This is a genomic window from Adhaeretor mobilis, assembly GCF_007741515.1.
GTDB lineage: Bacteria > Planctomycetota > Planctomycetia > Pirellulales > Lacipirellulaceae > Adhaeretor > Adhaeretor mobilis.
In genome coordinates this window covers 5,481,478-5,507,939 of record NZ_CP036263.1, presented here as the reverse complement: position 1 = coordinate 5,507,939, position 26,462 = coordinate 5,481,478, and the positions used below count along the sequence as shown (strand labels likewise).

The 26,462-nt window shown below is 55.4% G+C and carries 24 protein-coding genes; 2 read left to right on the top strand and 22 right to left on the bottom strand.

What is annotated here, in order from left to right:
* Positions 1-4: 4 nt before the first annotated feature.
* The 9 genes from HG15A2_RS21670 to HG15A2_RS21620 form a co-directional block, all read right to left on the bottom strand.
* A complete protein-coding gene (locus tag HG15A2_RS21670) occupies positions 5-3,838 on the bottom strand; it encodes a serine/threonine-protein kinase (protein ID WP_218932164.1) in 3,834 nt (1,277 codons plus the stop codon).
* Between the two features lie 461 nt (positions 3,839-4,299).
* Entirely contained in the window at positions 4,300-5,304 is a 1,005-nt protein-coding gene (gene gcvPA / locus HG15A2_RS21660; protein WP_145063249.1) for an aminomethyl-transferring glycine dehydrogenase subunit GcvPA, read from the bottom strand.
* A 358-nt stretch (positions 5,305-5,662) separates the two neighbouring features.
* The gene (locus tag HG15A2_RS21655) at positions 5,663-7,198 is read right to left on the bottom strand and encodes a BNR-4 repeat-containing protein (protein ID WP_246117824.1); all 1,536 of its coding nucleotides are present in this window, start codon (positions 7,196-7,198) and stop codon (positions 5,663-5,665) included.
* A 155-nt stretch (positions 7,199-7,353) separates the two neighbouring features.
* On the bottom strand, positions 7,354-8,706 hold the full coding sequence (gcvPA, locus tag HG15A2_RS21650; RefSeq protein ID WP_145063246.1) for an aminomethyl-transferring glycine dehydrogenase subunit GcvPA: 1,353 nt from the start codon (positions 8,704-8,706) through the stop codon (positions 7,354-7,356).
* A 103-nt stretch (positions 8,707-8,809) separates the two neighbouring features.
* Positions 8,810-9,202 carry a glycine cleavage system protein GcvH gene (gcvH, locus tag HG15A2_RS21645; protein ID WP_145063244.1) on the bottom strand — a complete coding sequence of 131 codons (393 nt, stop codon included), beginning with the start codon at positions 9,200-9,202 and terminating at the stop codon, positions 8,810-8,812.
* A gap of 125 nt (positions 9,203-9,327) precedes the next feature.
* Entirely contained in the window at positions 9,328-10,479 is a 1,152-nt protein-coding gene (gene gcvT / locus HG15A2_RS21640; protein ID WP_145063242.1) for a glycine cleavage system aminomethyltransferase GcvT, read from the bottom strand.
* Positions 10,480-10,679: 200 nt separating this feature from the next.
* Positions 10,680-12,899: a ribonuclease R gene (rnr, locus tag HG15A2_RS21635; RefSeq protein WP_145063240.1), complete on the bottom strand. Its 2,220-nt coding sequence runs from the start codon at positions 12,897-12,899 to the stop codon at positions 10,680-10,682.
* A 60-nt stretch (positions 12,900-12,959) separates the two neighbouring features.
* Positions 12,960-13,412 carry a nucleotidyltransferase gene (locus HG15A2_RS21630; RefSeq protein ID WP_145063238.1) on the bottom strand — a complete coding sequence of 151 codons (453 nt, stop codon included), beginning with the start codon at positions 13,410-13,412 and terminating at the stop codon, positions 12,960-12,962.
* Positions 13,413-13,664: 252 nt separating this feature from the next.
* Positions 13,665-14,639 carry a 3'-5' exoribonuclease YhaM family protein gene (locus HG15A2_RS21620; RefSeq protein WP_145063234.1) on the bottom strand — a complete coding sequence of 325 codons (975 nt, stop codon included), beginning with the start codon at positions 14,637-14,639 and terminating at the stop codon, positions 13,665-13,667.
* 259 nt (positions 14,640-14,898) lie between these two features.
* Here HG15A2_RS21620 and proS point away from each other — a divergent pair, with 259 nt between their 5' ends.
* Both proS and HG15A2_RS21610 read left to right on the top strand, forming a co-directional pair.
* Complete coding sequence (gene proS, locus HG15A2_RS21615) at positions 14,899-16,422, top strand: proline--tRNA ligase (protein ID WP_145063232.1); 1,524 nt, start codon at positions 14,899-14,901, stop codon at positions 16,420-16,422.
* Between the two features lie 98 nt (positions 16,423-16,520).
* On the top strand, positions 16,521-17,042 hold the full coding sequence (locus tag HG15A2_RS21610) for a DUF4416 family protein (RefSeq protein WP_145063230.1): 522 nt from the start codon (positions 16,521-16,523) through the stop codon (positions 17,040-17,042).
* A gap of 409 nt (positions 17,043-17,451) precedes the next feature.
* Here the strand turns inward: HG15A2_RS21610 and HG15A2_RS21605 are convergent, their stop codons facing one another.
* The 13 genes from HG15A2_RS21605 to cysS all read right to left on the bottom strand — a co-directional run bounded on the left by HG15A2_RS21605 (position 17,452) and on the right by cysS (position 26,370).
* Positions 17,452-18,006, bottom strand: coding sequence for an AlbA family DNA-binding domain-containing protein (locus tag HG15A2_RS21605; RefSeq protein WP_145063228.1), 555 nt, complete (start codon positions 18,004-18,006; stop codon positions 17,452-17,454).
* Between the two features lie 111 nt (positions 18,007-18,117).
* Positions 18,118-18,285: a hypothetical protein gene (locus HG15A2_RS24330; protein WP_218932161.1), complete on the bottom strand. Its 168-nt coding sequence runs from the start codon at positions 18,283-18,285 to the stop codon at positions 18,118-18,120.
* A gap of 212 nt (positions 18,286-18,497) precedes the next feature.
* The gene (locus tag HG15A2_RS21595) at positions 18,498-18,848 is read right to left on the bottom strand and encodes a hypothetical protein (protein ID WP_145063224.1); all 351 of its coding nucleotides are present in this window, start codon (positions 18,846-18,848) and stop codon (positions 18,498-18,500) included.
* A gap of 574 nt (positions 18,849-19,422) precedes the next feature.
* Positions 19,423-19,689, bottom strand: a complete 267-nt coding sequence (locus tag HG15A2_RS21590) for a hypothetical protein (protein ID WP_145063222.1) — start codon at positions 19,687-19,689, stop codon at positions 19,423-19,425.
* Positions 19,686-19,892 carry a PEP-CTERM sorting domain-containing protein gene (locus tag HG15A2_RS25240; protein WP_391483932.1) on the bottom strand — a complete coding sequence of 69 codons (207 nt, stop codon included), beginning with the start codon at positions 19,890-19,892 and terminating at the stop codon, positions 19,686-19,688. Before HG15A2_RS25240 ends, HG15A2_RS21590 begins: the two co-directional genes overlap by 4 nt.
* A 753-nt stretch (positions 19,893-20,645) precedes the next feature.
* The gene (locus HG15A2_RS21580; RefSeq protein ID WP_145063219.1) at positions 20,646-21,065 is read right to left on the bottom strand and encodes a PIN domain-containing protein; all 420 of its coding nucleotides are present in this window, start codon (positions 21,063-21,065) and stop codon (positions 20,646-20,648) included.
* The gene (locus HG15A2_RS21575; RefSeq protein ID WP_145063217.1) at positions 21,052-21,276 is read right to left on the bottom strand and encodes a hypothetical protein; all 225 of its coding nucleotides are present in this window, start codon (positions 21,274-21,276) and stop codon (positions 21,052-21,054) included. The genes HG15A2_RS21580 and HG15A2_RS21575 overlap by 14 nt, the downstream gene beginning before the upstream one ends.
* A 498-nt stretch (positions 21,277-21,774) precedes the next feature.
* Positions 21,775-22,527, bottom strand: a complete 753-nt coding sequence (locus tag HG15A2_RS21570) for an alpha/beta hydrolase (RefSeq protein WP_145063216.1) — start codon at positions 22,525-22,527, stop codon at positions 21,775-21,777.
* Positions 22,528-22,686: 159 nt separating this feature from the next.
* Positions 22,687-23,319 (bottom strand): Holliday junction branch migration protein RuvA, encoded by a 633-nt coding sequence (gene ruvA, locus HG15A2_RS21565; RefSeq protein WP_145063214.1) that lies wholly within the window; start codon positions 23,317-23,319, stop codon positions 22,687-22,689.
* A gap of 244 nt (positions 23,320-23,563) precedes the next feature.
* The gene (gene ruvC, locus HG15A2_RS21560; RefSeq protein WP_145063212.1) at positions 23,564-24,058 is read right to left on the bottom strand and encodes a crossover junction endodeoxyribonuclease RuvC; all 495 of its coding nucleotides are present in this window, start codon (positions 24,056-24,058) and stop codon (positions 23,564-23,566) included.
* Between the two features lie 9 nt (positions 24,059-24,067).
* Positions 24,068-24,340, bottom strand: coding sequence for a ParE family toxin-like protein (locus HG15A2_RS21555; protein WP_145063210.1), 273 nt, complete (start codon positions 24,338-24,340; stop codon positions 24,068-24,070).
* On the bottom strand, positions 24,337-24,555 hold the full coding sequence (locus HG15A2_RS21550) for a hypothetical protein (RefSeq protein WP_145063208.1): 219 nt from the start codon (positions 24,553-24,555) through the stop codon (positions 24,337-24,339). Before HG15A2_RS21550 ends, HG15A2_RS21555 begins: the two co-directional genes overlap by 4 nt.
* A gap of 45 nt (positions 24,556-24,600) precedes the next feature.
* Positions 24,601-26,370 carry a cysteine--tRNA ligase gene (gene cysS / locus HG15A2_RS21545; RefSeq protein ID WP_145063206.1) on the bottom strand — a complete coding sequence of 590 codons (1,770 nt, stop codon included), beginning with the start codon at positions 26,368-26,370 and terminating at the stop codon, positions 24,601-24,603.
* Between the last annotated feature and the right edge of the window lie 92 nt (positions 26,371-26,462).

Sequence of the window (26,462 nt, the reverse complement as noted above, 5' to 3'; positions counted from 1 at the left end):
ACGGTTAGTGGAAGTTGAAGTTCAGATTATCAAAGGGCTCTGGCTCAGTAATAGGCTTTGTGTCTGGCTTAGCTCCCTTTGCATTGATTTTATCCAGTTCCTTCTGCCATTTTCCTGTCTCGTCAAGATTGCCGCGAGTTCGGTAGAAATTCACGATTCGCATGAGCGATTCAGGAAGCACAAATAGGTTTCGGGGTGGAATGTTCTCACGAGTTTCTGCGAGCCCGCGATACCCAGCCAGCAGCAACTTCTCGCTCTCCTCAAATTTGCCCTGAGTTTGCTTTATTTCCCCAAGCAAACTCGTGGCATCGTGTCGCAGAAACCAGTTGGGTGACTCCTTGGTGATTTCTCGGATCCATTTGAGCGGTTCTTCCGCGTCGTCGTGCATGCCACGCTTCACAAGGCAATAAGCGTTGCGTTCGATCGCATAAGCGATATGCACGCCATTGCTAGCTCGTTCTTGCTGTTGAAGCGTGGTGGCGTAGGCGATGTATAGTGCTTGTGCTTGCTCGTACCTTGCGAATCGTTCATTGAGATACGCCAAGCGATCAGTATAGCCAAGCGTTGCGGGATGATTGTGTCCAAGCGTCGCTTTGCTATTTTTGAGCGATTGCTCGTAGAGTTCAACGGCCTCTTCATTCCTTCCCACTTGCTCATAGAGATCAGCTAGATTCCCCGAGGTGCTGATCGTTATGTGGTGGGCTTGCCCAAACTGTGCTGCTAGCTGCTTGTAGGCCTGTTCCATCATGGTAATTGCTTCTTCGGCCCTGCCGGCATTCCCGTAGCAAGAAGCCAAGTTTTGCATGGTCTGTAAAGTGTCATGGTGTGCAGGCCCGAGCTTTGCACGTCGAGCGACTAAGTTCTCTTCGTACCGAGTGATCGCTTCGTCGAGTTGACCTGCGTTGTAGAGAATGAAGGCCCAATTACTCAGCAAAGATAGCCTGTCGGGATGATCCTTCTCAAGGGTTTCCAGGAAGAGTCGATCACACTCTTCACAGAGAGCCAACGCCTTCTCAAACTCCCCTGCCGAGGAATAAGCCATCGCTAAGTTTGTCATTGTCTTGAGAGTCTCCGGGTGGCCCGGCTTCCGAATATCGCGATCGATCTCAAGATTCTTCTCGTGCATCGCGATGGCTTTTTCTATTTCTCCTGCTTCCTGGTACGCCTGGGCGACATTATTCATCGAGGTGAGTGTGTAGGGATGTTTCGGCCCGAAGACCTTCTGCTTCTTTGCGAACGTCTCTTCATGGAGTTTTAGAGCCTCTGGCAGGCGCCCTGCGTCTTGGTAGGCGTTAGCCAAATTGTTCAACGTCCCCAAGGTTTCCGGGTGGTCATCGCCAAGCACGACGCGCTCTTTCTTCAGCGTTTTCTCCATTAGGGTGATTGCTTTGTCGATCTCGCCACTTTCCAGATAAGCAAGTGCCAAGCTGCTGAGACTCGTCAGCGTATCGGGGTGATCCTCGCCCAGTTTCTTGCAAAGTTGGTCGTACGCTTGCTTAGTGAGAACTGTGGCTTCCTGGAACCGCCCCACGCTCAGATAAGTTTTCGCCAAATTGCCTTTGATGTTGAGAAGATTCGGATGGTCCGCGGCGAAAGTTCGTTCCGCAGTTTGTAACAGCGATTCCTGCATCTCGAGGGCCTCTGGCAATCGGCCCGCCCCGGCGTAGGCTTCGCCAAGGTTTCCCATGAGCGTTAAGGTTTTCGGGTGAGCTTCGCCGAGTTTTTCTCTGCTGGCCGCAAGACTTTTCTCGTACAAATTGATCGCTTCGTCCTGCTGCGCGAGCAGCTTGTAGGTAGTTGCCAAATTATTCGCAGACATCAAGGTGCTAGGGTGGTCGGGACCCAGCAATTTCAGCAACTTTTTATAAGCATTCTCTTGAATCAGAAGCGCTTGCTGTTTCTTGCCCAGATCGAGGAGCGTGTTGGCTAGATTGGCCTGTAGTACCAGAGTCTCGATGTCCTCGGGGCCGAGCGTTTCGCCGGCCAACTTGGCTGCTTCTTGGTGGATACTAAGTGACTTCTTCAAATCCCCAGCAGAGCGGTAAAAATTCCCGAGATTGTTGAGCGAAACAATCAATGCGTGCGTGTCGGGAGATTTCTCTTCCTTCCTGAGGGCGTGGGTCTGTTCTTGCAGAGCGATCGCTTTTTTAATCTGCCCTGCATTCTGATAGGCTTCCGCCAGATTGTTCATCGTGATGAGGGCTGGTTCGCTGTGGGGTCCCAGCAGTTGGCGGCGTGATTGCAAAACCTCTTCAAGCAACGCCGTCCCACGGTCGGTCTCTCCTGCATAGACGAGTGCTTGGGCGAAGTTGTGTTTCACGACGAGCGTTTCAGCCGCCTCGGGCCCCAGATGCTCCAAGAGCAACTGGAATGCTTCCTCGCTGAGCGGCACCGCTTCTTGCACGAGGCCCAAGCCTCTGTAAGTGCGACCGAGAGCATCCAGTAGCGCCGCTTTCGTGCGTGGATCGTCCTCGAATCGATCCTCAATATCCACCGCTGCCCACTCGAGCGCCTGAGCAACCGTGATATCTTTCCCATAGAGGGCCGGATCAGGCGACCGAAAAGCGGAGACCATAAATTCAGCAACTTCTACCGCCTCAGTTTTCGCCTGCAAGGCATCGTCACGGGCCACTTCAAGCTTCGTATTCGCATCCGCCAGCTCGACATTCTTCTCCCCCAGCTTCTGATTGCTCGAGCTCACCACCCCCGCAATCGTGCCCGCGCTCACCACCCCTGCGATGAGCGTCGCCGCTGCTGAGCCGACCAGCCGTGGATGTTTGCGCAGCCAGCGCCGGGTGCGTCGGGCAAGCGGTTCGGGGAAGGCCCGGACCGGTTCGTCAGCCAAGTAGCGTTCGACATCTTCGGCCAGCGCTCGCACCGTGGCGTAACGATCTGTGGGCTCTTGGGCCATGGCGCGAGCGCAGATGGCACTCAATGCAGCATCGACTTGCGAGTTTTCTTGCCGAGCCGTTTTCGTGGGGCCCAATCGAACTTTCTCAAGTATCGTTTCAATCGTATCGCCGTGAATCGGTCTGCGATTGGTGAGCAGTGTGTAGAGCGTAGCCCCTAAGCTATAAACATCGGCTGCCGGGCCCAGTTGGTCGTGCTCGCCGCGAGCCTGCTCGGGGCTCATGTAGTGCGGCGAACCGATGGCCGAGCCGAGCTGCGTTGCATCGACAACACTGCCCGAGCGTGGCACGAGCGGGGATTGGACCATGTTTTCGCTCTGATCGGCAACTGTATCCTCGGCAGCACCGATTGGCTTCGCCAATCCCCAATCAACGACCAGCGTTTCGCCGTACTCGCCGAGCATGACGTTGCCCGGCTTCAAGTCGCGATGCAACACGCCCCGTTGGTGTGCGTAGTAGACCGCGTTGCACACATCGAGGAACCGGCCCAGCAACCGGCGCAGTTGAACGACCTTGTCTGGGCCATCCGCTTTCTCACCCTCTTCGTGGTAGGCGCGGATCGCCGTGGCTAGATTATCGCCGCGAATGAATCGCATCGCGTAGTAGGGCCGACCATCGGCCGAGGCGCCCAAGCCGTAGATCGGCACAATCCCTGGGTGCTCGAGCCCGCCAGTAATCTCCGCTTCGAGCAAGAAACGCGAACGGCTTGACGCATCATCCGCAAACTGCGGCTTGATCTCCTTGAGGGCCACTTCGCGATCAAGCTCGGTATCAAGCGCCACCGAGACTTTGCCCAGGCCGCCTTCATCATGCGGGCGGATGATCCGAAAGCGGGGGCCTTCGCTGCTGGCTTGACCGGGTGAGTCTGCTGGAGAAGGCGTTGGGCCTACCGTGCCGTGAATGTCCTCTTCATGATGCTCGTCTGCCATGTGATACGTCCCCGAGAAAAGAATAGGCACTTCTTCGCTATTCTATTATGAACCACAGGGGGCACGGAGGTACACAGAGATTGAGTTCGTCAACTAAACGCCATGACGACGCCCAAGTTCGAGGCAACAGTTCGAGGTAACAGTTCGAGAAATAAAGCTTTTCAAGTCGTGGAAGCCCTCGATAAGCCATACGATTTCTTCTGATGATCGATCCCAGATATTTGAATAGGTATCCAACTCTTTCATAACTGGGCCACCGTGCCGACCTCGCAGAGTTGCATCATCAAGGCTAGTCAAGAAGAAATGAGCTTTACTCAGTCTTCATATAGGAAGATGAGATGGAACTTGGGTGCGTTCATTATCAAGTCAATTGGTTCATTGTTGGCTTGCTTCCAACAATGGCACATACCCATCGTAATCACTCCTTATCAAACCTCCGTGTTCTCAGTGCCCTCTGTGGTTCAATTCATTGTGGCAACCGCCGGTTCAATGCTTTCGCTGCTTGTCTCGCCACAAAGCACTGCCACAAGGCCATCGATTTCCGTCTTCGTGCGTTTTTCCGTGACAGCTATCAGCAGGCAATCGTCAAGCTCTGGGTACCAAGTGCCCAGTGGTACGCCCGCTAGGTAGCCAGCGTCGAGGGCCGTCTTTACCAGTTCATCGACTTTGCCATTCGCATCGCGAACGACGAACTCTTTGAAGGTGGGCGCGGTGAACGCCATTGAGAAGCGATCATCTTCGCATAGTTTGTCCGCCAGGTAATGTGTCTTTTGCAGGCACAAGTTGGCCGTCTCTTTCAATCCTTGCGGTCCTAGTTGCGCGAAGTACACACTCGCTCGCACGGCGAACAGCGCCTGATTGCTACACACATTGCTAGTGGCTTTGTCGCGACGGATGTGTTGCTCGCAGGTTTGTAGTGTGAGTACGAAGCAGCGATTGCCGCGGCGATCGCTGGTCTCTCCCACGACACGTCCCGGCATGCGGCGCACGAGTTTGTCATCGCAGGTCATAATGCCCAGCACGGGCCCGCCGTAGTGCATGGGCGTGCCCAGGGTTTGCCCTTCGGCCACGGCTATGTTCGCACCATATTCACCGGGCCGTTTGAGAATTCCCAAGCTGATCGGGTCGAATACGGAGATTAACAACGCGCCGTTGTGCTGGGCTAACTTCGCGATGGGCTCGGCATCTTCCACGCAGCCGAAGAAGTTGGGCTGCTGCAACACAATGGCCGCAGTTTGGTCATCTACGGCGCTGGCGAGTTGGTCGGTGTCGACAACACCAGTGGGGCAGGGGAGTGTGACGAGCTCGACTCCCAGGTTCTCCAAGTAGGTTGCAATCGTCTGTCGATACTCCGGATGCAGGCTCGATGGCACGATCACTTTGCCGGTGCGGCGTGTAGAGCTGATCGCCATGAGCACCGCCTCGGCCGTGCTGCTTGCTCCGTCGTGGCGGGCAATCGAGATCACCCAGGACTGAAGAGGTAGGAATGTGACAGGCGTCTTGCGGATCAGTCGTTGTCATGAGGGGGGCTTGGGGCAAGTAGAAACCAGAGCGAGCGAAGAGTGTGGCCAGGCAGCTGTTACCTCGTAGTCGAAAGCCGCTCCAGCAGGAGCCGGCCTACGAGTATAACTGCTTCAGCGTCCCGGGTGGGCTAGTACTTAGCGAGACTCGAGCGTTATCTTGCCAGGGGCCGGCAGGGGTTGGTAAACGCGCAGTCCTCTGGCGGGCTTCCAGTTCGTGAAATTCCAACCCTTAGGAGCAACAGCGGGGAAGAGCTAGAAGACGGCCTTGCCCCTTCACTCAACTCGCACCCACGCGTCAGTTTTAGGGTGCGATTGCAGCCGCTTGCTCTCCGGTTGCAGTGAGCTTGCGTGGCTTAGCAAACGGGCCGTCCATTAACGCCGGCAACTGAAAAACATCCCCTTGTTGGTTGCAGAAATACAGCCTCGACTTGGAAGGCTGCCGCCCATGTCCGTCAGCCCAAAAGGCGTAGAAATCCGGGTGGGCCTGAATTGGTCGTCGCACAAAGGTATGGTTGTACGGGCTGTTGCGTGTGAGTTGTCGCCCACGTTTCCATGTCTTACCTTGATCCGCACTGGTCCACATGCAGACTTCTCCACCAGTGTTGTAAGCCTGTGGGCCCTGTTCGGTGGGAGCGACTAGCCGCCATTGTCCCTTTTCTAAAAATAGCGATCCCATGTCGTAATTGTTGTCAGATTGGGCGATCGTAGAAAACGTCCATTGCTCGTCAGTCCAATGTGCAAGTAGCCAATCACGCGGATCGTTTATCGGACCCGATTGATATCCTCTGCTGGCTAGGATCAGAATGACTGGATTTCCTTGCTCGTCAAACTGGATGTCTTTCATGTAAATGTTTTTTTCCTCAGCGGCAAAGTCCCGGACCAGGGCCGGATTGCTCACTTCAGTCAGGGGCAATTGAAGTGTCTCGCCAGCTGCGTTCTGCCAGGTGAGTCCTCCATCGAGAGTCTCTACGTAGTACAAATTCGTACGATAGTTGAGCCCTTGACCGACGACTTGCCCCTTGCCGTCAGGACGCTCTTTTGGGTTGGGGCGTCCATCGTCAATGGGGTGCACTTTGCCGTTGGGATGATAATTAAACGCTGAACCAAGGTGATCGCCGTCTGAAACACTCACCTGATAGTGCCCCTTCTCGAATGCCGCTAGTCTCTGCCATGCCGACCATTGTTTTCCGTCGGCGCTTTTCATAAAGAAGAGAGTGCGATCAGCAGGGGCCTTGTAACGCGTGAAGAAAGAGGCAAATCCTCCCTTTCTCTGAGGCCAGACCTGCAAGTAGGAGAAGTTGTCTAGAGGAAGGGTTTCTCCCTCTTTTGAGTAAGTTGCATCGATTCGTTCGAAAGCGTCGATCGAAAACGGCTCTTTGCTCCGGTGCACAAAAGAAGGCCGACCGCGTCCATGTGAGGTAGAAAAAATCCACAAATGGCCATGGTAGTCCAACGAGATAACCGGATTGTCGTGTGCATCGCCCGTCTTTTTATCCAACAACAACGTGGGTTGCGGGACCATTCCGGTTTTGTGATCGAAATAGGAAACCATATGGACAAGCCGGTGGTTATTATTTCTTGCGGCTCCTCCATAGCAAAAGAATGTTTTGCGTGCTGTAGGGGAATAGATGGCAAATGGTCTGTGCTTGGCGCAATAGGTTCCCAGGCCTCCGCTGTATTTGAAGCGATACACGTCGCCCGATCTTTGGTTGGCGTACCAAATCCCTCTGTAGCCGTCCACTTTGACGTTTTGCGTGGCAATCTTCACGACTTTCTGCGTATCAACTTCTGCCTCTACAACCGTACTCTCTCCCCCAACTGGTTGTGTGTCGGCCAACGCGATCGAAGCAACGTAGATTGACCCTGCACAGATCGATAAGGAGAGAAGCGATAGAGAACGTCTGTCGTTGACGTTGGTTGATCCAAAGAACGACAAAGCCAATCCAGTGAATCGAAGAAGAGATAGCAGGCCGGTTGAGCGGAACTTCTCCCTCATGGTTTGCCTGCGCCACAAAGCACCGCCACGAGCCCATCCATCTCGGCCTTGGTACGTTTTTCCGTGACAGCGATCAGCAGGCAATCGTCAAGCTCTGGGTACCAAGTGCTCATTGGTACGCCCGCTAGGTAGCCAGCGTCGAGGGCCGTCTTTACTAGCTCGTCAACTCTGCCATTCGCGTCGCGAACGACGAACTCTTTGAAGGTGGGCGCGGTGAACGCCATGGAGAAGCGGTCATTCTCGCACAACTTGTCAGCCAGGTAATGCGTCTTTTGCAGGCATAGGTTGGCAGTTTCTTTGAGCCCTTGCGGGCCAAGCTGGGCAAGGTAGACGCTCGCTCGCACGGCGAACAGTGCCTGATTGCTACACACATTGCTAGTGGCTTTGTCGCGACGGATGTGTTGCTCGCGGGTTTGTAGTGTGAGTACGAAACAGCGATTGCCGCGGCGATCGTTTGTCTCTCCCACGACACGTCCCGGCATGCGGCGCACGAGTTTGTCATCGCAGGTCATAATGCCTAAGACTGGCCCGCCGTAGTGCATGGGCGTGCCCAGGGTTTGCCCTTCGGCCACGGCTATGTTCGCACCATATTCACCGGGCCGTTTGAGAATGCCCAAGCTGATCGGGTCGAATACGGAGATTAACAACGCGCCGTTGTCGTGGGCTAACTTCGCGATGGGCTCGGCATCTTCCACGCAGCCGAAGAAGTTGGGCTGCTGCAACACAATGGCCGCAGTTTGGTCGTCTACGGCGCTGGCGAGTTGGTCGGTGTCGACAACACCAGTGGGGCAGGGGAGTGTGACGAGCTCGACTCCCAGGTTCTCCAAGTAGGTTGCAATCGTCTGTCGATACTCCGGATGCAGGCTCGATGGCACGATCACTTTGCCGGTGCGGCGTGTAGAGCTAATCGCCATAAGCACCGCCTCGGCCGTGCTGCTTGCTCCGTCGTACAGGCTGCTGTTGGAGATGGCCATGCCTGTGAGGCGGCAGATGAGCGATTGATACTCGAACATCGCCTGCAAGTTTCCCTGTGAGGCCTCGGCCTGGTAGGGCGTGTAAGACGTATAGAACTCGCTCCGACCACCAATCGCATCGACGACGGCAGGAATGTGATGATCGTACGAACCGCCCCCCAAGAAGCAGGCAGCTTGACCAGCGTGCGTGTTCTGCGCAGCAAGTTCGCCCAAGTGCTGGTCGAGTTCCAACTCCGATAACGCCGGCGGCAATGCCAATGGTCGTGCGAGCTTCAGATCGTCGGGTATCGGCGCAAACAGTTCGTCAATCGACTGCACGCCGATCGACTCTAGCATCGCTTGCCGATCTTCCGGCGTGTTGTAAAGGTAAGGCATTGCAAGAAAGGCGAAAGTGGAAAGTGGAAAGTCGCGAGAGAGGCGGAAATCACAAAAGGTTCGCCTAGGGGATTCCCCTTTCGGCATTCCCCTTTTCCCTTGATCAACTCTCTTCGCTGCATTGCTTCTGATACGCGTCGTAATCCATTAAGTGGCCTAGGCCCTCCTCACTCATCTTGATCTTAGCGATCCAGCCATCGCCGTAGGGGGCTGTGCTGAGCTTCTCAAGTGTGTCGGGCAGCGTTTCATTCACGGCAATGACTTCGCCGCTGACGGGTGCGTACACGTCGCTGACGGCTTTTACCGATTCGACTTCGCAGAAGGGTTCCCCCGCGCTGACTTGCTTACCGATGGTTGGGAGTTCCATGAACACGAGGTCGGTCAGCGCCTCGACGGCAAAGGCGGAAATGCCCACGGTGGCCACTTGCGAGCCGTCTTCTTCGGCGACGGAAACCCACTCGTGAGTCTTGGCAAAATGGAGGTCTGCAGGTTTCACTTGGTTGGGTTCCTTAATTATTTCTTGGTGGGATTGTGTAGGGGATGTCGAGTGGAGTGAGGCGTACCAAAAAGTAGTTCATGGTACGCCCCGCTGCACTCGACGTACCCTACGAACGTGACGTTCTATTTCCGTTTGTAAAAGGGTAACTTCACTATCTTCGCGGCATGCTGCTTGCCGCGGATGTCGATGGCCAGTTCTGTACCGACTACCGAATTCTCATGGGTGACGTAACCCATTGCGATGGGCTTTTCGAGCGTCGGGGAAAATGTTCCGCTGGTGACTTTGCCAACGACGTTGTCTCCGTTGAGGATGGTTGCCCCTTCGCGGGCGGGTCTTTTGCCGCCGAGTTCTAGGCCAACGCGCACCGGCAAGTTGTGATTTTCTTCGGCGTACTGCTTGCGAGCTTTCACGATCGCGTCGCGTCCCACGAACTCGCGATCCTTGACGTTCACTCCAAAGCCTAGACCAGCTTGTACGGGGTTAATCGCTTCGGAAAGTTCGTGGCCGTAGAGTGGCATGGCGGCTTCGAGTCGCAGGGTGTCGCGGGCGGCTAAGCCGCAAGCGGCGATACCGGCATCTTTTCCAACATCCATCAGTAGTTCCCAAATGGGCTCAGCGTAATTGGCGGAGCAAATGATCTCTGCGCCATCTTCGCCCGTATAGCCGGTGCGACTTACGTAGCATGGTTTGTCTTCGACTTCGCTGTAGGTGCCGTGGTAGTTGGCGAGCTGGGTGAGCTCGAAATCCACCAGTGGATCGAGTAGTTCAATCGCACGCGGCCCTTGTACGGCGATCATTGCGGTGACCGTGGTCAAGTCGCTCATGCGCACGCGGTCGGTGGCATCTACGAAGGTATGAAAGTGCGAGACAATTTTTTGACGGTTGCTGGCGTTCACGACGAGCTGAAACGCTGGTTGGTCGTCTTCCACCTCAGTTGCCTCGGCCTGGCTGAGTAATCGATAGACGAGCACATCGTCGAGAATGCCGCCCTCTTCTTGGCAGACGAGGCTGTAACGAATATCGCCGGGGAGCATGTCCCTCACCCGCCGTGTCAGCAGCTTGTCGAGCAGCTTCTCACAAGCGCTACCAGAGAACTGCAGCCGGCCCATGTGCGACACATCGAACAGTCCCAGCGAACTGCGGACGGCGTTATGTTCTTCGACAATCGACGTGTATTGCACCGGCATTTCCCAGCCGGCAAAGTCTACCATTCGCCCGCCGTGTTCGACGTGCCAAGCGTGCAGAGGCGTGTGGGAAAGTGAGGGAGTGGCCATGCACGCCATCTTAACGCTTTGGAGAATTCACTCCCAGGGGCTGTTTAAGCTCCTCGTTCCCACGCTCCTGTGTGGAAACGGGATACCTAGCCGGCTCCTGCGGCGAAACCCCAAGCGTTGGGCCAACCATATTCCGGGGGCAGTGACGCGGGAGCGTCTGAAACCTGCGTTCCCACGCAGGAGCGTGGAAACGAGGTCTCCTAGCGGCGTTTCTTCTTGTGTTTATCTTTGCCCTTCTGCTTCGCCTTTTTGGCGCTCTTCACGACACGGAAGTCAAGCTCGCGTTTGTCCAGATCGACCGACGCGACTTCGATGCGTACCTTGTCCCCCAGGCGGAAGGTACCGCCGGAGCGGAAGCCGGTGAGCACGTGGCCGGCGCGATCGAACTTGTAGTGATCGTCTGTGAGCGAGCTGATATGCACGAGGCCCTCGGCCGGGATGTCTGTGGCGGTGACGAACAGTCCGAAGCTTTCGACGCCGGTGACGATGCCGTCCATTTTCTTGCCGACTTTGTCCTCGAAGTAGTCGAGCAGTTTCACCTTGGTGATCTCGCGCTCTGCTGCTGTTGCCCGTTGCTCGCGCTCGCTGCAATGATCGCCTAGCGAGAGAATCTGTTGGTATTCCTGTACAGGCTTGCGTCCCTCGGTGAGCGATTCAATCAAACGGTGAATCGTGAGGTCAGGATAACGACGAATCGGCGAGGTAAAATGACAGTAGCAATCGCTCGCCAACGCGAAGTGCCCTTCATCTTCAGGGCTGTAGATCGCTCGTTGCATGGAACGCAGCGTAGCGAAGTTGACGGCATGTTGCCGTGGGTCGTTCTTCACCTCGTCAAGAAGCTTCTGCAGCGCGAAGCGGCTCTGCAGGTCGTCAGTCTTCAGGCCGAGTGCTTTTACAAACTCCGTGAGTGCCTTCAAACGTCGTGGATCAGGCGCGCCGTGAACGCGGCGTAGGAAGATGAGACCCTCGTCAGCCAGACGCTCCGCCACGGCAATGTTCGCAGCTAGCATGAATTCTTCAATGATCTGATGGCTCTCGGTATTCTCTTGTAAGTGGGCACCGCTGACCTTGCCGTCTTTGTCGAGATCGATCTTCAGCTCTGGCATATGAAGTTCGAGTGCGCCTTTGTCGAACCGTCGCTTGCGGAGAATCATCGCTAGCGTGTGCATGTTGCCGAGTAACTGGTGTACCTGCGGGGTGAGCTTCGACTTCCAGTCCTTCGGGTCCGCGAGGTACTCGTCAACTTCTTCATAGGTAAAGCGCCGGCAGCTTTTGATGGCTGCCTTGTAGACATCGGTGCCGATGCGCACGCCTTCCGCGTTGAACTCGATCTTCGCTGTGACGGCATAGCGCACACGATCCGGCTGGAGACTGGCCAAATTATTGGAGATGATCTCTGGCAGCATGGGGATCACGCGGTCCGGCAGGTACACGCTGGTGGCCCGATCGCGTGCTTCGCGATCCAGCGGCGTTTTCGGTTGCACAAAGTGAGAAACGTCGGCAATGTGTACACCGAGCACCCAGTGGCCGTTGTCGAGTTGCTCAAGTGAAATCGCATCGTCGAAGTCGCGGGCTGTGTCCGGGTCGATCGTGATGACCGTTTCGCCAGTGAAGTCGGTACGCTTCTTGGGAATCGACTCATCGAACTGCACGGCCTGTTCGCGGGCTTCTTCCAGCACATCTTCAGGAAACGGACCGGGCAGATTGAATTCGTGAATGACCGAGAGCGTATCGACGCCCGGTTGGCCACGCTGACCGAGGATTTCCACGATTACGCCTTCGCCGTCGCGCACGTTCGAGGGGAATCGCACCATCTCCATGACCACTTTGTCGTCGGTGCGGGCACCCTTGGCACCCGGATCGCCCACGTAGATGGGCTTCATGAATACGCCACCATCGACTTGCACGAGCGCCTGATCGGCCTCCTCGAAGTAAGTGCCGACAAAGCGATTGTTCGCTCGCTCGATCACCTCGGTAATGCGGCCTTCGGGCTTGCCCTTACGTCCCATCTTGCCGTCCAGCTTGATCCGCACCGTATCGCCGCTGGCCGCATCGCCCGCGCCGTTGGCGGGAATGAATACGTCGGAGTCTCTACCCTCGCTCTTGGTCGTGCCTTCAGGTCTCACGAACCCGTAGCCGCTGGCATTGCGGCGGAACATGCCCGTGATTTGCTTGGGACGCTTGTTCTTAGCCGGTTGCTCGCCAACTTTTGCGGCCGGGTGATCGGCCTTCACGGGGCACACCAAGTGACTTGGCCCGTAGGCCAGCTTTTTCTCGCGCACCAGGCGTTTCACTTCTTTCTTCACGCGCGAAACATCGGCCTCTTCTAGCCCCAGTTTCTTGGCGATGGTTTTTGGTTTGACGGGGCGATAACGCTCGTCGTTCACGTGGCGGAGAATGGCGTCGCTAAGTTCTGGCATAAGTGGGAATGGGAGTTGAGGGAGGAGCTGCTTTGTGGAGTTGCAATGGTCGCAGCTAAACTATTGGGGAAGGTTTTCTAAGTCGTCGAGATCTTTGCTTCTGCCGCTAGCAAGCTTATTCGTTCTGAGGTCTTCCAGGTTGATTGCTCGAATGGTGATTTCGTCAAGGATATATTTTTCAGAGCGAGCTACGCAGGCCTCAAACTCGACACCTGGGATTGAGGTCAGAAGATCAATTCGAATAGGAGCTCTTCCGATCTGGAAGATCTGATCTGCGAATGTGAAGCGTTTCGCATCAATGCTAGAGGCTGCGAAACCGAATTCAACGAGAGACTTGGCGATCTTTAAAGAGTTCTCTTGGTCGGTCGAAATCCAGATGTCGATATCCGAGGTGGCACGGGGATAACCATGGAGACCGACGGCAAATCCTCCAACGACCAGATATTCAACATGGTTTGCGTTGAGTAACTGTAAGAACTCTCTGAAGTCCTTCGGAAGCGTAGTGTTCTCCATAGTTCATCTGCCTGAGGTATTCCATATGAGCGATCCGCTGTTGGGGCGTCTTCGTCAGCCAGTATTCCAGGTCATTTCCTGCTTCCTGGAAGGTTGTCACGCGAAAGGCAGTGCGGTCGAGTTTATATTCTTCGCTATGGATCATACAAAGATTTGACTCCGTTGGATGGAATCTAAAAGGGCGATAAAGACTCCACTATTATACCATATCACGGCGGTGTATTTTTGCGTTTCATCGAAGTCTGCATAGTCTCACTTCTGGCCAACTTCACCCTTATACAGCTTCCGCCCGATCTGCGAGAAATACTGCGTCCAGGGGCTATCGACGTTGGGGCAATCCTTCATCAGTTGCGTGAAGCTGGCCATCTTGGCGTCGAGGTTGTCGAGATGGTGCAGGGCGACCGCTTCGAGCGTCATGGGTAGTTTTGCACTTCCATATTCATATTTGCCGTGGTGACTGATGATCATGTGTTTGATCTCCACGAGCAATTTGTCTGGCAAAGGCATGCCATCTTTCTTGACGGCTTCGGCGGCCTTTTGATCAACCATCGTGAGTGCCATGGCCATGTGCCCCAGAAGTTGTCCTTCGTCGCTGTAGGCAATGTCGCGTTCGTAGGTCAGCTCGTCCACCTTCGCGGCATCGTGTAGGAACACGCCAAGGAGCAGTTTGTCGCCGTCAAGATTCGGGTAGCGTGGAGCGACCAGTAGCGACAGCTCTGCGAGGCTCAGGACGTGGTCGAGCAGTCCGCCTTGGTAAGCGTGATGGTTCTTCATGCCAGCAGGCGCTCGGCAGAACTTATCCATGAACGCTTCGTCATCGAGAAACGCAGCGGCGAGGCGTGCGACTGGCGCGCTCTTGATGCCTCGCATGATTTCGACGAAACGGGTCCTCATTTCATTGATCGTTGTCGATTCGAGCGTCATGTAATCCGCTTCATCGACCTCGTCTTCCCTAGCACGGCGAATGCGGGTGGCGATCAACTGCACATTGCCCTGGAAGAGCTGCGTGGCCCCGTCGACGTACACGTAGTCGCCGTTCTCGAAGGCTTTGTAGTCTTCCTCACTGGCGTTCCACTGGCGGGCTTGCACCATGCCGCTGCGGTCGGAGAGCTCGACCTGCAGGTAGAGGTTTCCATTGCGATTTGGGCGCAGTTGTTTATCCGAAGCGAGAAAAACCTGCTGTACTGGCGAATTATGGCCAAGTTGGCTGACGAATTGTCGTTCCATGCGTGAAAGTCGAGAGCTGAGGGTCTAGAGTCGAGTGAATGACAGGAAAGGCAAATAGCCGCGACCTAGCAGGTCGCCGGTGAATCGCCAAACAGCCATCCTAGCAGAACTAACCCTCCGCGACTTGGGGCCGATTTCGCGTTTCGCGGCGTCTCAAGCTCGTTTAGAATGTCGGGGCTTATTTGTATGCTCCGGCGAGCCGTTGGCTCGCGGCTAATTGTTTTTCTTGCCCCGACGCCCCTAACCTTCGTCCCTTTGAATGGCCAAACAACCAAAATCTGCAATCTCGCCCACTCGTGCTGAGGACTACCCAGAGTGGTACCAACAGGTCGTGAAGGCGGCCGACCTAGCTGAAAACTCCGACGTGCGTGGCTGCATGGTCATCAAGCCGTGGGGCTATGCCATCTGGGAGAACATCCAGAAGAATCTCGACGCGCGATTTAAAGCCACCGGACACGAAAACGCGTACTTCCCGCTGTTCATTCCGATGAGTTTCTTGGAAAAGGAGGCTGAGCACGTGGAGGGCTTCGCCAAAGAGTGCGCCGTGGTCACTCACCATCGACTAGAGCCCGATCCTGCGGGTGGCTTGCGTCCAGCACCTTCGGCTGAGCTGCAAGAGCCACTGATCGTGCGTCCCACGAGCGAGACGATCATCGGGGCCACCTTCGCCCGCTGGGTGGAATCGCACCGCGATCTGCCGATTCTCATTAACCAATGGGCCAACGTAGTACGCTGGGAAATGCGTACACGCATGTTCCTCCGCACGACCGAGTTTCTCTGGCAGGAAGGTCACACGGTTCACGCGACGGAGGAAGAAGCAGTCGCCGAGACACGTCAGATGCTCGACGTATACGCGGACTTCGCCGAGAACGTCATGGCTATGCCGGTCATTAAGGGCGAGAAAACTTCTGGCGAGCGCTTCCCCGGTGCGGTCGCCACCTACTCCATCGAAGCGATGATGCAGGATCGCAAAGCACTACAAGCAGGCACGAGCCACTTCCTGGGACAGAACTTTGCCAAGGCTCAGGAGATCAAGTTCCAGAACGTGGCTGGTGAGTTGGAGCATGCTTGGACGACCAGTTGGGGCGTTTCCACTCGGCTCGTGGGTGGCTTGATCATGACCCACGCCGACGACGACGGTTTAATCGTGCCACCGAAGCTCGCGCCCGCACAGGTCGTGCTGCTGCCGATCTATCGCAATGAAGAGGAAGCAGCCAAGGTGTTGCCGTATGTCGAGGAGCTCAAGCAGGAGCTGGAAGCCCAAGAGTACGCTGGTGAACCAGTTCGAGTGAAGGTCGACAACCGCGACATGCGGGGTGGCGAGAAAAAATGGCAATGGGTCAAACGAGGCGTGCCGATACGTGCCGAGATCGGCCCCCGCGATGTGGCTGAAGATGGCGTTTTCGTTTCACGCCGTGACCTAGGTGGAAAAGGACAGGGCACTCCCCGTGGCGAGTTCATCCAACGAATCTCCGCCACCCTCAATGGCATCCAGCAGGGCCTGTTCGATCGCGCCGCCAAGGCCCGGGACGAAGTGACGGTAAGGATTGACGATCTTGATGAGTTCAAAGAGTTCTTTACTCCTCAGAACGAAGATCACCCCGAGATCCACGGCGGCTTGGCCTACTGCCACTTTGTTGACACACCCGAAATTGAAGAAACGTTGAAAAAACTGAAAGTCACGGTGCGCTGTGTACCTATTGATGGTGACGACGAGCCGGGAACCTGCCTCTTCACCGGACAGCCAAGCGAAAAGCGTGCTGTGTTCGCGAAGGCGTACTAGGAGTTCGATCCTCTTGTGGGGTGTGTGAGCGCAGCGAAACGCACCTAATCGTGGTGCGTTTCGCTGCGCTCACACACCCGACAAAATCTCGAAGACTTATGGGCGCTATCACAAAACCAAAACCCGTCCTGCTACTCATCGCGGCCAGCAGCCGTTATGACGAAGCACTCGCTTGGGGGCTTGAGCGGGCCCAAGAGCAGTTCGGCAAAGCGGCCCTCGTCAGCCCCGCGTTCGACTTCACAGAGACAGACTATTATCTCGAAGAAATGGGCCCCGACCTCAAAAAACAATTCTGGGCATTCCAGCAAACCATCGACCCGAGCGAATTGGCCGCCGTCAAGCGGGCTACAAACGACCTTGAAGTTCGCTACATCGAGCAATCTGATCACTCCGAGCCCCGTCCGCTGAATCTCGACCCGGGCTATCTCACGCTCGCCAAGCTGATTCTCGCTTCGACCAAAGACCACGCCCATCGCATCTACTTGCAGCAGGGCATCTACGCGGAACTCACGCTCCAGTACCGTAAAAAAGCATGGCAAGCGTTGCCGTGGACCTACCCGGACTACCAGCGGGAAGACTTTCAAGCGTTCTTCAGTGAGTGCCGCCAGCAATTGCGGTAGAAAGCTGGCGTAGGGTCCGCTGTGCGGACCAGAAACTCTGCAAACGAAACGATCTTGGGTAGCACCGACAGTCATTCGCATGTCGCTTTGCATTTCGTCGCGGGTACTACGAATGATTGTCGGTGTGCACGGCACAGGAGGCCTATCGAGTTACCTCCTGAGCTGCGCCCACGGACAATCGACTGAACCATGCTAGAGAGGTGGCAGAGTTTTCCGCGGTCGACTGTCCGTGCGACCCGCGAACTTTTGTCACGCCAAGAGAACACGCCGAGGATTTCATTCTTCGGCGTGAGCAACATAACGTCTGGCATAACCGGGCCGCCGAGATTGATGCTCCATTTGAAAACGCGCGATCGGCGGCTCCGCGTTCATGCCATTGTTATAGGGCTTTTGTTCGGCAGTGGCGGCATCATCGCTGCAAGTATGAGTCGCGGGCCCGCTGGCCGCCATCCACGATGTTTGCCATTTGCCGTTCGTGTATTCGTTCCATTTCACGTTTATGCTCTGAACTTGGATGCGCCCATACGGAGGCAACAACTTCTTCAGGCCGTGCAGGTCGAGATCGACGACCGTCTCTGATGTATGGCCGATGCTCGACGTAGAATACTGGATCGGATTGTTTAGGAATCGAGATTATTAGAATGGTCTGTGACTGGGTGACTCCATATTGCAAGTCAGCAGCAACGGACGGTCGCACGGTGTCCACGATGCCTTGGATTTGTTCAAAGTAATCGTCTCTGGCACCACCGTCGGCGAGAGGTAGACCGACAACGTCTCCCTCATCGGAAACGCCCATGAGAATGCTACCACCTCCTGACGTTGCCATCGCGGCAATTTCTTGGGCAATTTTTCGTCTCTGGTCGGGCAGTTCGCCTTTGAATTCTAGTGAGACAGACTCACCTTCGGCGATCCAGGAATCGAGCGACGCAGATAGCTCTTCGTCCGCCCATTGAGGTACACTCATTTCTTTGCCATATAACGTAAAAGGCTCAGTTGCCGGCCGCCCGCGGGAGTGGGCTACCAACCGACCACAATATTCTACTCTCGGGCGTCGCCGGTCAACTGCAGCCGGTGGTTAGGGCCCGGTTGCCAAACGATCAATGGCGGCATCTGGCGTATCTTCCCAAGCCATGATGGATACCTCTGGAAACCAAATATCCCAAGAGACGCAGTACCGAGCACTGCCGAGCCGCGTGAACCACATCCGCTCGTCCAAGCCGTCGATCTTTTCGATTACGGTCATGCCGAAGTGTTTAACGACAGCCCGAGCAAGGCCAGGAAATTCCGGCCATCCGCATTTGCCTGTAGCGATCAGTTCCGGCTTCCCCGTCGCGGTTCGATCTTGTCGAAAATCTAGGGGCATAACGTTCGAAATCACGCGGTTGCGGCTGTTGATCTTACTATTGGAACACGCGCGATCCGCAACTCGCGTGCATTTCTTTGTTCGTCTGCGCTTCATCCACATCGACCGGTAACAGTACCGAATCCAATTACTGTGCCGCCTTCGCGTACGGTGAATGTCGCACCCTCCTGAACAGCATCGTAGTTGACATTGGGATGGTACATCAATTCGAATTCGCAATCATAAGCTTCGTCGCGAATGATTTCGGGCGGACCGGCGAGAAAGCGAACCCCCAAGTAATCATCAACGATCACGTTTCCTTCCACAACTGTGGCAGCACGGACATCGGGTGATTGGATGACGAGATGGGGCATGTATTGCCCCGACGACAGGTCGGGCAGCCTAGTGCGTCCACCAAAATCGTGACTGAGAAACGTAACCTTGGCTCGGACGATGGGTAACACTCGCACACTCCAAGCCGACGAACGTAAAAGGCTCAGTTGCCGGCCGCCCGCGGAAAGCAGGCTCCAAACCGACAACATCATTCTACTCGCGGGCGTCGCCGGTCAACTGCAGCCGCTGGTTATGCGGCCGGGTCTTGTCGTGGTGGACACCATCCGCACTTCACGCATTGGAAACCGTTGGATACGTGCAATGTCTTACCTTCAACACGAGTACCGTGACCCCACAAAACCTTAGACCCACATCGCGGACAAGGTGTGTCCCACTCGATCACAGGCTTGGGACCAAAGTTGAAGCGCCACCACTTCTTGAAGCGAAACCAACGTTGCTTTGTTCGCGCTTTGAAACTGAGTGGCGGCATAACGATAAATGGACAGAAAGTATTCTGTATAATTCCCATCTATCATAACAATGCAGATTCCCGAAAGTCAAACCAACAAACGACTTGCGGCTTGGATGCTGGTTATTCGTCTGAGTTAGACAGAAACAGCTTGCTTTAGTGTTCAAATGTACGCATACCATCAGAATGAAGCTACTGAATCAAGTCCGACAAAAACTCCGTGCAGGACACGACGCCTACCGTACCGAGCAGGCGTAGGTGCATTGGATCAAGCGCGCGGGTGCCACTGCTGGTTGATCGCTGTTTGCCAAACGATGCAACGTAATTACAGTCAGTGGCGTAACATCCGCCGCCACATGGTCGCTGGCCAGCAGTGGGTCTTGCGCAGGTGAGGACTTTACCTCCGCAGCATAACCAAGAACTTCAAACACTGCTGGTCGAGCTTCTTGCCGCGATCCAAGGGAGTGGTGTGCGTAGGGGCGGAAGCTTCTACTGGTAGTCATCTGCGATAAACCAGCAGTGGCACCCGGCGAGCAGTATCCGTTCGCCTTCTGAGAAGGACAAAGACGCCTGCGCAAAGTAAAGACGCTGTTGAAGGTTCGGGGACGGCGATAAGCACGGATGAGATGCCATAGAGAGAATTTATCTGGCTGCTCGAAGTAGTGTTTCTGTTACCGAGCCATCTCCCGGTTCTAACCCTAGACATGCCGAGCCATGGGGTGTTCGTTCCGAGTTGGTCGCTAAGCGCTACGCCATTGCTGCCAATTCCGGTCCAGACATTGTTAGATCCATTAAGGGCAATGCCATACTGCGTAAAATCGAGCGGGGCGTGTAGACCAACTCTATAGGTGCCCCACAAGTGGTCGTAGTGGTCAGCGACGCGAGTCATTCCATCTACCAAGTAGATCGGAACACCAGTGTCTCCGTCAGGTGTTGGGTCAGTGCCGGTGTTCTCGATTGCATCAACATCACTGGTTGAGGCGAGAGCAAACCATTCGGTCGCGAGACCACGAACTATGCTGCTTGGTGCATTCGCTTCGTTTCTGACGAACGTATTATAATCAGCAATGTTGCTACTGGTCGCGTCACGCATCCCGGCGGTTACAAACGCAAGCCGATACTCATCACCCGGGTTCAAGTCGGCAGGAAGTCGGACAGACTGAGCTGTACAAATGGCCGACAAAATGGCGACGTACAGAAAGCATGAAATGGATAAGAAAGAACTTGCGATACTTCGCATCATGTTCTTGTCCTCTAACAGCAGTGAGAATGTTGGTGCGCTACCTCAGTCGGAGCAGACTTGACTGTACCAACGAGTGCAGGTAGCCGCAAGGAAAAAGCATGCTCGTGAAACGTCGATTGTGCCTGAGTCTAAGCCTAGATTGATGCCGAGTCCACCAAATTTATCAACGCTTTTGGCCACCATCGACACATTAGTCCACACATCACAACCTACCGGCTAACAGAATGGATTGACGATTTGCACGGAGTCATAAGTTCCTCCATGACTCATGTCTTCGCTATAAAGTGATTGAACACCTGCTTCGATACAGGCAGCAAGTAGCAAGCTATCCCAGTGAGAGAGGCTATGGCGACTGCTCAGTTCGAGCGAAGCTTGCAGCACTTTGGTTGAGGGGTGCACGATCGGCATTGGCATTAGGAACTCTGCGAGATAACGCTGCGACTGCGAACGGGAGATGCGTTTTGCGTTTTCCCAACGTCGTAGGCAAGCCAGAAATTCAACTGCAACTTGCCAAGGAACGATCAGTGGTACCGGCTCGGTAGAAAGTCGCCTGAGCAATTCGATCGCTTTGGCCGACTTTTCGGGCTCCTCAGTATCGACGGCATAAATCAGGATGTTCGTGTCAATCGCGTTCATTGAGCTGCTCGCGACTATAACGAAGTCCGCCGGATCGAATAGGCTCTGAACTACGCAGCTCTTCCAAGTTGCTCAGCGATTCGGCCCACTTCTGCGGGCACTCGTTGATAGGAATCACTGTGACATGCACACGGCACTGATCAGCCAGATCAACGGATTCGTCCAGTTGCAAGCCCCCGGAGGAAACGATGCCTTCAAAAGAAGTCTTCATGCGATTATCCGCAGCACATTATCAGATGACTTGTAGATTGATAGGTAGACATTAACAGCACCATAAAGCACTGCTACCAATTATACCCTACTCATCCTCGCAAGTCCGCGAGTTCAGGTTTTCTACCCGCTTTTGGCCACCCACTCCGCTAAAATGCTCGTACTGGAAGGTTCTTTCTCAATTCAGACACACCCTCAAGCATTCCTGCGGATCGACTTACGCGGTTTCGCTGAGTAGCACAGTACGTCATGCTTCAGAGCAAAAGTCTTAGCAGCGATTGCCAGGCTTGATGCATAAGCGACTTGGCGGAAAGGGCTTACGAGGAATCAGCGCACAGAACGAGCCGGACTTTTGCACAGGGAAATCGCAGCTGCGTGCAAAAGTGCAGAAGCCGGCGAACGTCGATAAGTCCCAGAGCCGAGAAGCGTTAGCTCTCCGGTTGAAGCGTCAAGAATGCAACCTGAGGGCTGACGCCTCTCGGCTCGGAGAGGTTGTTGGCTACGGTAGTGCATCCAAAAACTCATCGAGTGCCGCGTAGCACTCTTCAGGAAGTGGCCCGTTGTGGTTCGCTCCTTCGACTCGCATGAAGCGTTTCTGCTCGCTCGCCGAGGCGGCGAATAGTTCCTCTGCGTGGTCAAAGGGAATCACTTCGTCCTCGGTGCCGTGCGTTTGCAGCAGAGGGCCCTGGTACTTGGCGATACGTTCGACCGAATCAAATCGATTGCGCATCATCCAGCGAACAGGAAGCCAGGGGAAATGAACAGCCGCGGCGTCTGTGAGTGTTGCGAAGGTACGATCGAGCACTAGCCCACGGACGGGATATTCCGACGCGACAGCGATCGTCGCGGCCCCGCCCAACGAGCGGCCCATGAGCAGGACCTCCTCCGGTGCGATGCCAGCTCGCTCCGCTAACCAAAGTTGTGCCGCGCGCGCGTCGGCGACCACGTTCTCTTCGTGTGGGGTGCCTTCACTACGACCATAGCCTCGATAATCCCAAGCAAACACGGCCACGCCGATGCGGTCGTGCAAAACTTTCAGCCGATTCGCCAGCCGGGGCACGTCTTCCCCGTTGCCATGGCAGTAAAGCACGACCGCACGTGGCGAATCGTGCGGCACGTACCAGCCGTTCAGTTTGGTTCCATCCTCGGCAGAGAAGAACACATCCTCGAACACGAGCCCCGCAGGCTGCAAGTCTGCATTGTTAGCGTGCGGGGCGGGAAAGACTAACCAACGTTCGAAGACACTAAGCATGAATAAGAGTAGCAGATAAATAACGAGGAGGTTGCGAATCGAAAGGAGAAATCGTGCTTTCAGCGTGCGTTTCGGGGCTTCAGAATTCAGACCTCGGGCATCGGATCACATGCTTTCGAAGACGCCACCAACGAGCCCCTGCCCCCTGTCTACTGCCCACTACTCCCCCCCCCCCGCCTTCTGTTCGTAAATTGCCCTCAGCAGTTCATCGACGTTCTTGTATTTCTTTTTCCGCTCGAGGGCGTCGTCGATCAAGCGGCGCGCATCGCTGTCCGAATGGCCCAGGGCTCGCATCGCGTCGAACGCTTCGCTGGCGATGTCGCGAACCTGTTCGGCACCTTCAGGCAGATCGCGACCAATGAGGAGGGCAAACTTGGGGATCTTCCTGCGCAGCGTGGCAATGATTTTCTCTGCCGTGGCGGGGCCAATGCCTGGCAACCCCGAGAGGCCTTTGGCGTCTTGGTCTTCGATCAAGGTGGCGACCTCCTGCACCGGCCGGACCATCGCCCGTAGTGCTTTCTTCACACCGACCTTATCGACCGAGCAGAACAGCTCGAAGAACTCGCGCTCAACGGCATTGAGGAAGCCAATCATGCGTGGGGTCATCCGCCCCTGCATGGGATTGCCTTCAAGATACTCAATCGTGTGCAGGCTAATCTCTTTGCCAATGTTCTCCTGAACTTGGCGGCGGGTGAATTCAGGAATGAAAATCTCGTATTCAAACGGACCAACCCCAAGTGTCAGGGAGTCGCCGCTGGCGCCAATCGTTTTGCCGGTAATCTTTGTGATCATAGGGAGCGGTTAGTAATTAGCTGTTAGCTATTAGTGAGATGTTAGCCGCCGAGCTTGCTCGGCGCGGGGATGGAAAAACAGGGAACTCTCGCGGTGCCAGCCACGCGCCGACCAAGGTCGGCGGCTAACGAACGGATTCGATTTCAATACTAACACGCAGCGCCAGCAAGTGAATCGAAACGGCCAGCCTTTTATTCACTTGCTTGCGCTGCGTGCTGGTATTGGGGTTTCATTCGATGCTTAACTAAGGAAGGAGTGAATGATTAACATTCACAGCATACGCGTGACAGAGCGCGATCGCCAGGGCGTCAGCCACATCAGCCGGCTCGGGAAGCTTTGCCAGCCGCAGTTCGCGCTGCACGGCCAGTTGCACTTGTGATTTCGGAGCGCGGCCATTTCCGGTGAGCGTTTTCTTCACTTGCGTCGAAGGGTAATCCGTGACATCCAAATCTGCCAGCGCCGCAGCCAGCACGATCACGCCACGGGCGTGGCCCATGAGGATGGCCGTGGTGGGACGATCGTAGTGCGAATAGAGCTTTTCGATCGCCACGCTCTCCGGCTTGAGTGTTTCAATTACGTCTGCCACGCCAAGATGAATCTCACGCACGCGAGCAGAGAGCGACCCTCGCGTCTTGCCGCGCACCACGCCCGCTTCGATGAGTTTCACTTGGCGATTGACAACGTCAATCACGCCGTAACCGGTGATGTTTAAGCCAGGATCAACGCCGAGGATACGCACAGAGAACTTTCAGTTCAGGGCTGCAACAAGACGATCATACTCGTCGTGAGGGCCGATCCAGAACCAGTTGATAGTAACATCTTCGAGCATACCCAGGACTCGGTAATTACGGCCTACACGAGCCGAGTAGTAGGGACGCTTACGATTGACTCTCTTGAATCGCAGGCTACTAGAGTGAGGCGCCGTTAAGAACAAACGATACGATTCACGAGCTTCACGTTGAATGCGTTCAGGTAGTGCAGCAAGTCGCTCGCGAAATCGCTGAGTGGTCGAGGACTTCATAGCTTGTCGGGATCAAGAGGTATCGTCTTACCAGCGAGATGCTCAAGATGGGCCTCGTGAGCAAGTTGATCAATCTCCAATCCCGATTCTTCGTACTCTTTTTTCCAGCCATCACCAGACCGCATTTCTTCTAGCATAATTGCAGCGATGAAATTCTGGTCTTGGTCGGACAAGGCTGATGCTTGATCGAAAGCATTTTTTAAAGCTTCAGTCATATTTGTTACCTCCAAGTCAACTCAAACGGGACCTGTCTCATTATATCACGACCGCGACCACTCGGCTCCACCGGCGCGATCTTCCAGCTTCACGCCCGCGGCAGCCAGCCCGTCGCGGATTTTGTCGCTTGTGGCGAAGTCTTTGTTCTCGCGGGCTTGCTGGCGGAGCTCGATGAGCAGTTGCATCACGCCCTCGAGCGTACCCTCGCCGCCGCCTGACCACTCTGCCTGCCCGCCCCGGTCTTCAATTGCTACGCCCAGCGGCGTCAGCTGATCACGGATGGCGTCGGCCGTGGCAAAGTCTTTCGCACTGCGGGCAGCAGTGCGCAACTCAATGACTAGAGGCATTACCGCATCGAGCAAGTCATCGCCGCCAGATGCCTTCGGCGCTTCCAAGAAAAGGCCCAGCACGTTCGACAGCTCTTTGATTGAAGTCATCACCAGTTCAAGTGTCGCCAAAGCAGCCACGTCGGCATTGCCAGCACCTTCGAGGTCGTTCTCGTCGCAATACTTGTTGGCGATTTTTGCCAGCTCGAACAGCTCTGCAATCGCGCCCCCCGTGTTGAAGTCATCATCCATGGCTTGCAGGAACTTCTGGCGACACACACCGGCCGCCTTGAGGACGGGAATCGAATCGTCCGTGAGCATGCCACCACCGCGTTCGGTGGGAGCGGTCAGCGCGTAGAATTCGCCCTTGGAAATCCTGTTGAATCGCTTAAACAGTCGATAGAAGGTTTCCAGCCCGACGGCAGCTTCCTCGATGGCCGGCTCGCTGAACATCACGGTGCTGCGATAATGCGTGCGAAGCAGAAAGAAGCGGATACGTTCGCCACCTTGGTTGCCGATCAAGTCTGCTAGCCCGCCAGCACCCTTGCTGCGGCTCATTTTCCCCGACGCCTGAGCCTCGGGAGAATCTCCTGCGACGCCTTCTGCTTCGCCGCGTTCGCTCTTCCCGCCGATCTTTCCTGCAGCAGCGTCTCTCCGGAGCAGGCCGTTGTGAGCCCAGTAGGTGACCATTGGTGCGTTGTGGCAGCATTCGCTTTGTGCGATTTCGTTCTCGTGATGCGGAAATACAAGGTCGAGCCCGCCACCGTGGATGTCGAACGTTTCGCCCAGCAATTTGCGGCTCATGGCTGAGCATTCGATGTGCCACCCAGGACGGCCAGCGCCCCAAGGGCTTTCCCAAGAGGGTTCACCCTCTTTCGCGCTTTTCCACAGTGCGAAGTCGGCCGCGCCTCGTTTCTTTGAGGCCCCGCCACCCCCTTCGCCTTGCATGGCATCGAGGCTGCGATTGGAAAGCTTGCCATAGTTGGCGTCTTTGGTCACATCGAAGTACACATCGCCTTCCGATGCATAAGCAAAACCCTGCTCGACCAGCGATTCGATCAGCGCGATGATTTCATCCATGCAGTCGGTCGCCCGCGGAAAGTGATCGATCGTGTCCACGCCGAGCGCTGCTAGGTTGTCGTTGTAATCCTGGATGTTCTCTTCGGCGACATCGAGCATCGTGATGCCACGCTCGTTGGCTTTGTTAATGAGCTTGTCATCGACGTCGGTGATGTTCACGACCCAACTCACGTCGTACCCGCAATACACGAGGTAACGTTTCATGCAATCGAAAATGACTGGGCCTACCATGTGGCCGATGTGCGCCTTGTCGTAAACCGTGGGCCCGCACAGGTAGATACCTACCTTGCCTTTCTTGACTGTTTGGAACGGTTCTTTCTTCTTCGAAAGCGTGTTGTAAATGTGGAGCGAGGGATGGGGCTCGGAAAGAGTTGGAGGCGTCATAGTGGCTTCGGTGGTTGTAGACATGGCAGTTGGGTAGGCAGTGGGCAGTGGGCAGTTATTCCGTGTTTCGCATCAAAATTTTGTACGCAAAAATGGCCGCAGTCCCAGAGTAATCC

Bases quoted from the DNA above. Each gene is read 5' to 3' on its own strand.
- HG15A2_RS21670 (WP_218932164.1), bottom strand. From the start codon at position 3,838: ATGGCAGACGAGCATCATGAAGAGGACATTCACGGCACGGTAGGCCCA.
- gcvPA (WP_145063246.1), bottom strand. From the start codon at position 8,706: ATGCCTTACCTTTACAACACGCCGGAAGATCGGCAAGCGATGCTAGAG.
- gcvT (WP_145063242.1), bottom strand. From the start codon at position 10,479: ATGGCCACTCCCTCACTTTCCCACACGCCTCTGCACGCTTGGCACGTC.
- rnr (WP_145063240.1), bottom strand. From the start codon at position 12,899: ATGCCAGAACTTAGCGACGCCATTCTCCGCCACGTGAACGACGAGCGT.
- HG15A2_RS21630 (WP_145063238.1), bottom strand. From the start codon at position 13,412: ATGGAGAACACTACGCTTCCGAAGGACTTCAGAGAGTTCTTACAGTTA.
- HG15A2_RS21620 (WP_145063234.1), bottom strand. From the start codon at position 14,639: ATGGAACGACAATTCGTCAGCCAACTTGGCCATAATTCGCCAGTACAG.
- proS (WP_145063232.1), top strand. From the start codon at position 14,899: ATGGCCAAACAACCAAAATCTGCAATCTCGCCCACTCGTGCTGAGGAC.
- HG15A2_RS21610 (WP_145063230.1), top strand. From the start codon at position 16,521: ATGGGCGCTATCACAAAACCAAAACCCGTCCTGCTACTCATCGCGGCC.
- HG15A2_RS21605 (WP_145063228.1), bottom strand. From the start codon at position 18,006: ATGAGTGTACCTCAATGGGCGGACGAAGAGCTATCTGCGTCGCTCGAT.
- HG15A2_RS24330 (WP_218932161.1), bottom strand. From the start codon at position 18,285: ATGACCGTAATCGAAAAGATCGACGGCTTGGACGAGCGGATGTGGTTC.
- HG15A2_RS21590 (WP_145063222.1), bottom strand. From the start codon at position 19,689: ATGACTACCAGTAGAAGCTTCCGCCCCTACGCACACCACTCCCTTGGA.
- HG15A2_RS25240 (WP_391483932.1), bottom strand. From the start codon at position 19,892: ATGTCTAGGGTTAGAACCGGGAGATGGCTCGGTAACAGAAACACTACT.
- HG15A2_RS21580 (WP_145063219.1), bottom strand. From the start codon at position 21,065: ATGAACGCGATTGACACGAACATCCTGATTTATGCCGTCGATACTGAG.
- HG15A2_RS21575 (WP_145063217.1), bottom strand. From the start codon at position 21,276: ATGAAGACTTCTTTTGAAGGCATCGTTTCCTCCGGGGGCTTGCAACTG.
- HG15A2_RS21570 (WP_145063216.1), bottom strand. From the start codon at position 22,527: ATGCTTAGTGTCTTCGAACGTTGGTTAGTCTTTCCCGCCCCGCACGCT.
- ruvA (WP_145063214.1), bottom strand. From the start codon at position 23,319: ATGATCACAAAGATTACCGGCAAAACGATTGGCGCCAGCGGCGACTCC.
- HG15A2_RS21555 (WP_145063210.1), bottom strand. From the start codon at position 24,340: ATGAAGTCCTCGACCACTCAGCGATTTCGCGAGCGACTTGCTGCACTA.
- HG15A2_RS21550 (WP_145063208.1), bottom strand. From the start codon at position 24,555: ATGACTGAAGCTTTAAAAAATGCTTTCGATCAAGCATCAGCCTTGTCC.
- cysS (WP_145063206.1), bottom strand. From the start codon at position 26,370: ATGTCTACAACCACCGAAGCCACTATGACGCCTCCAACTCTTTCCGAG.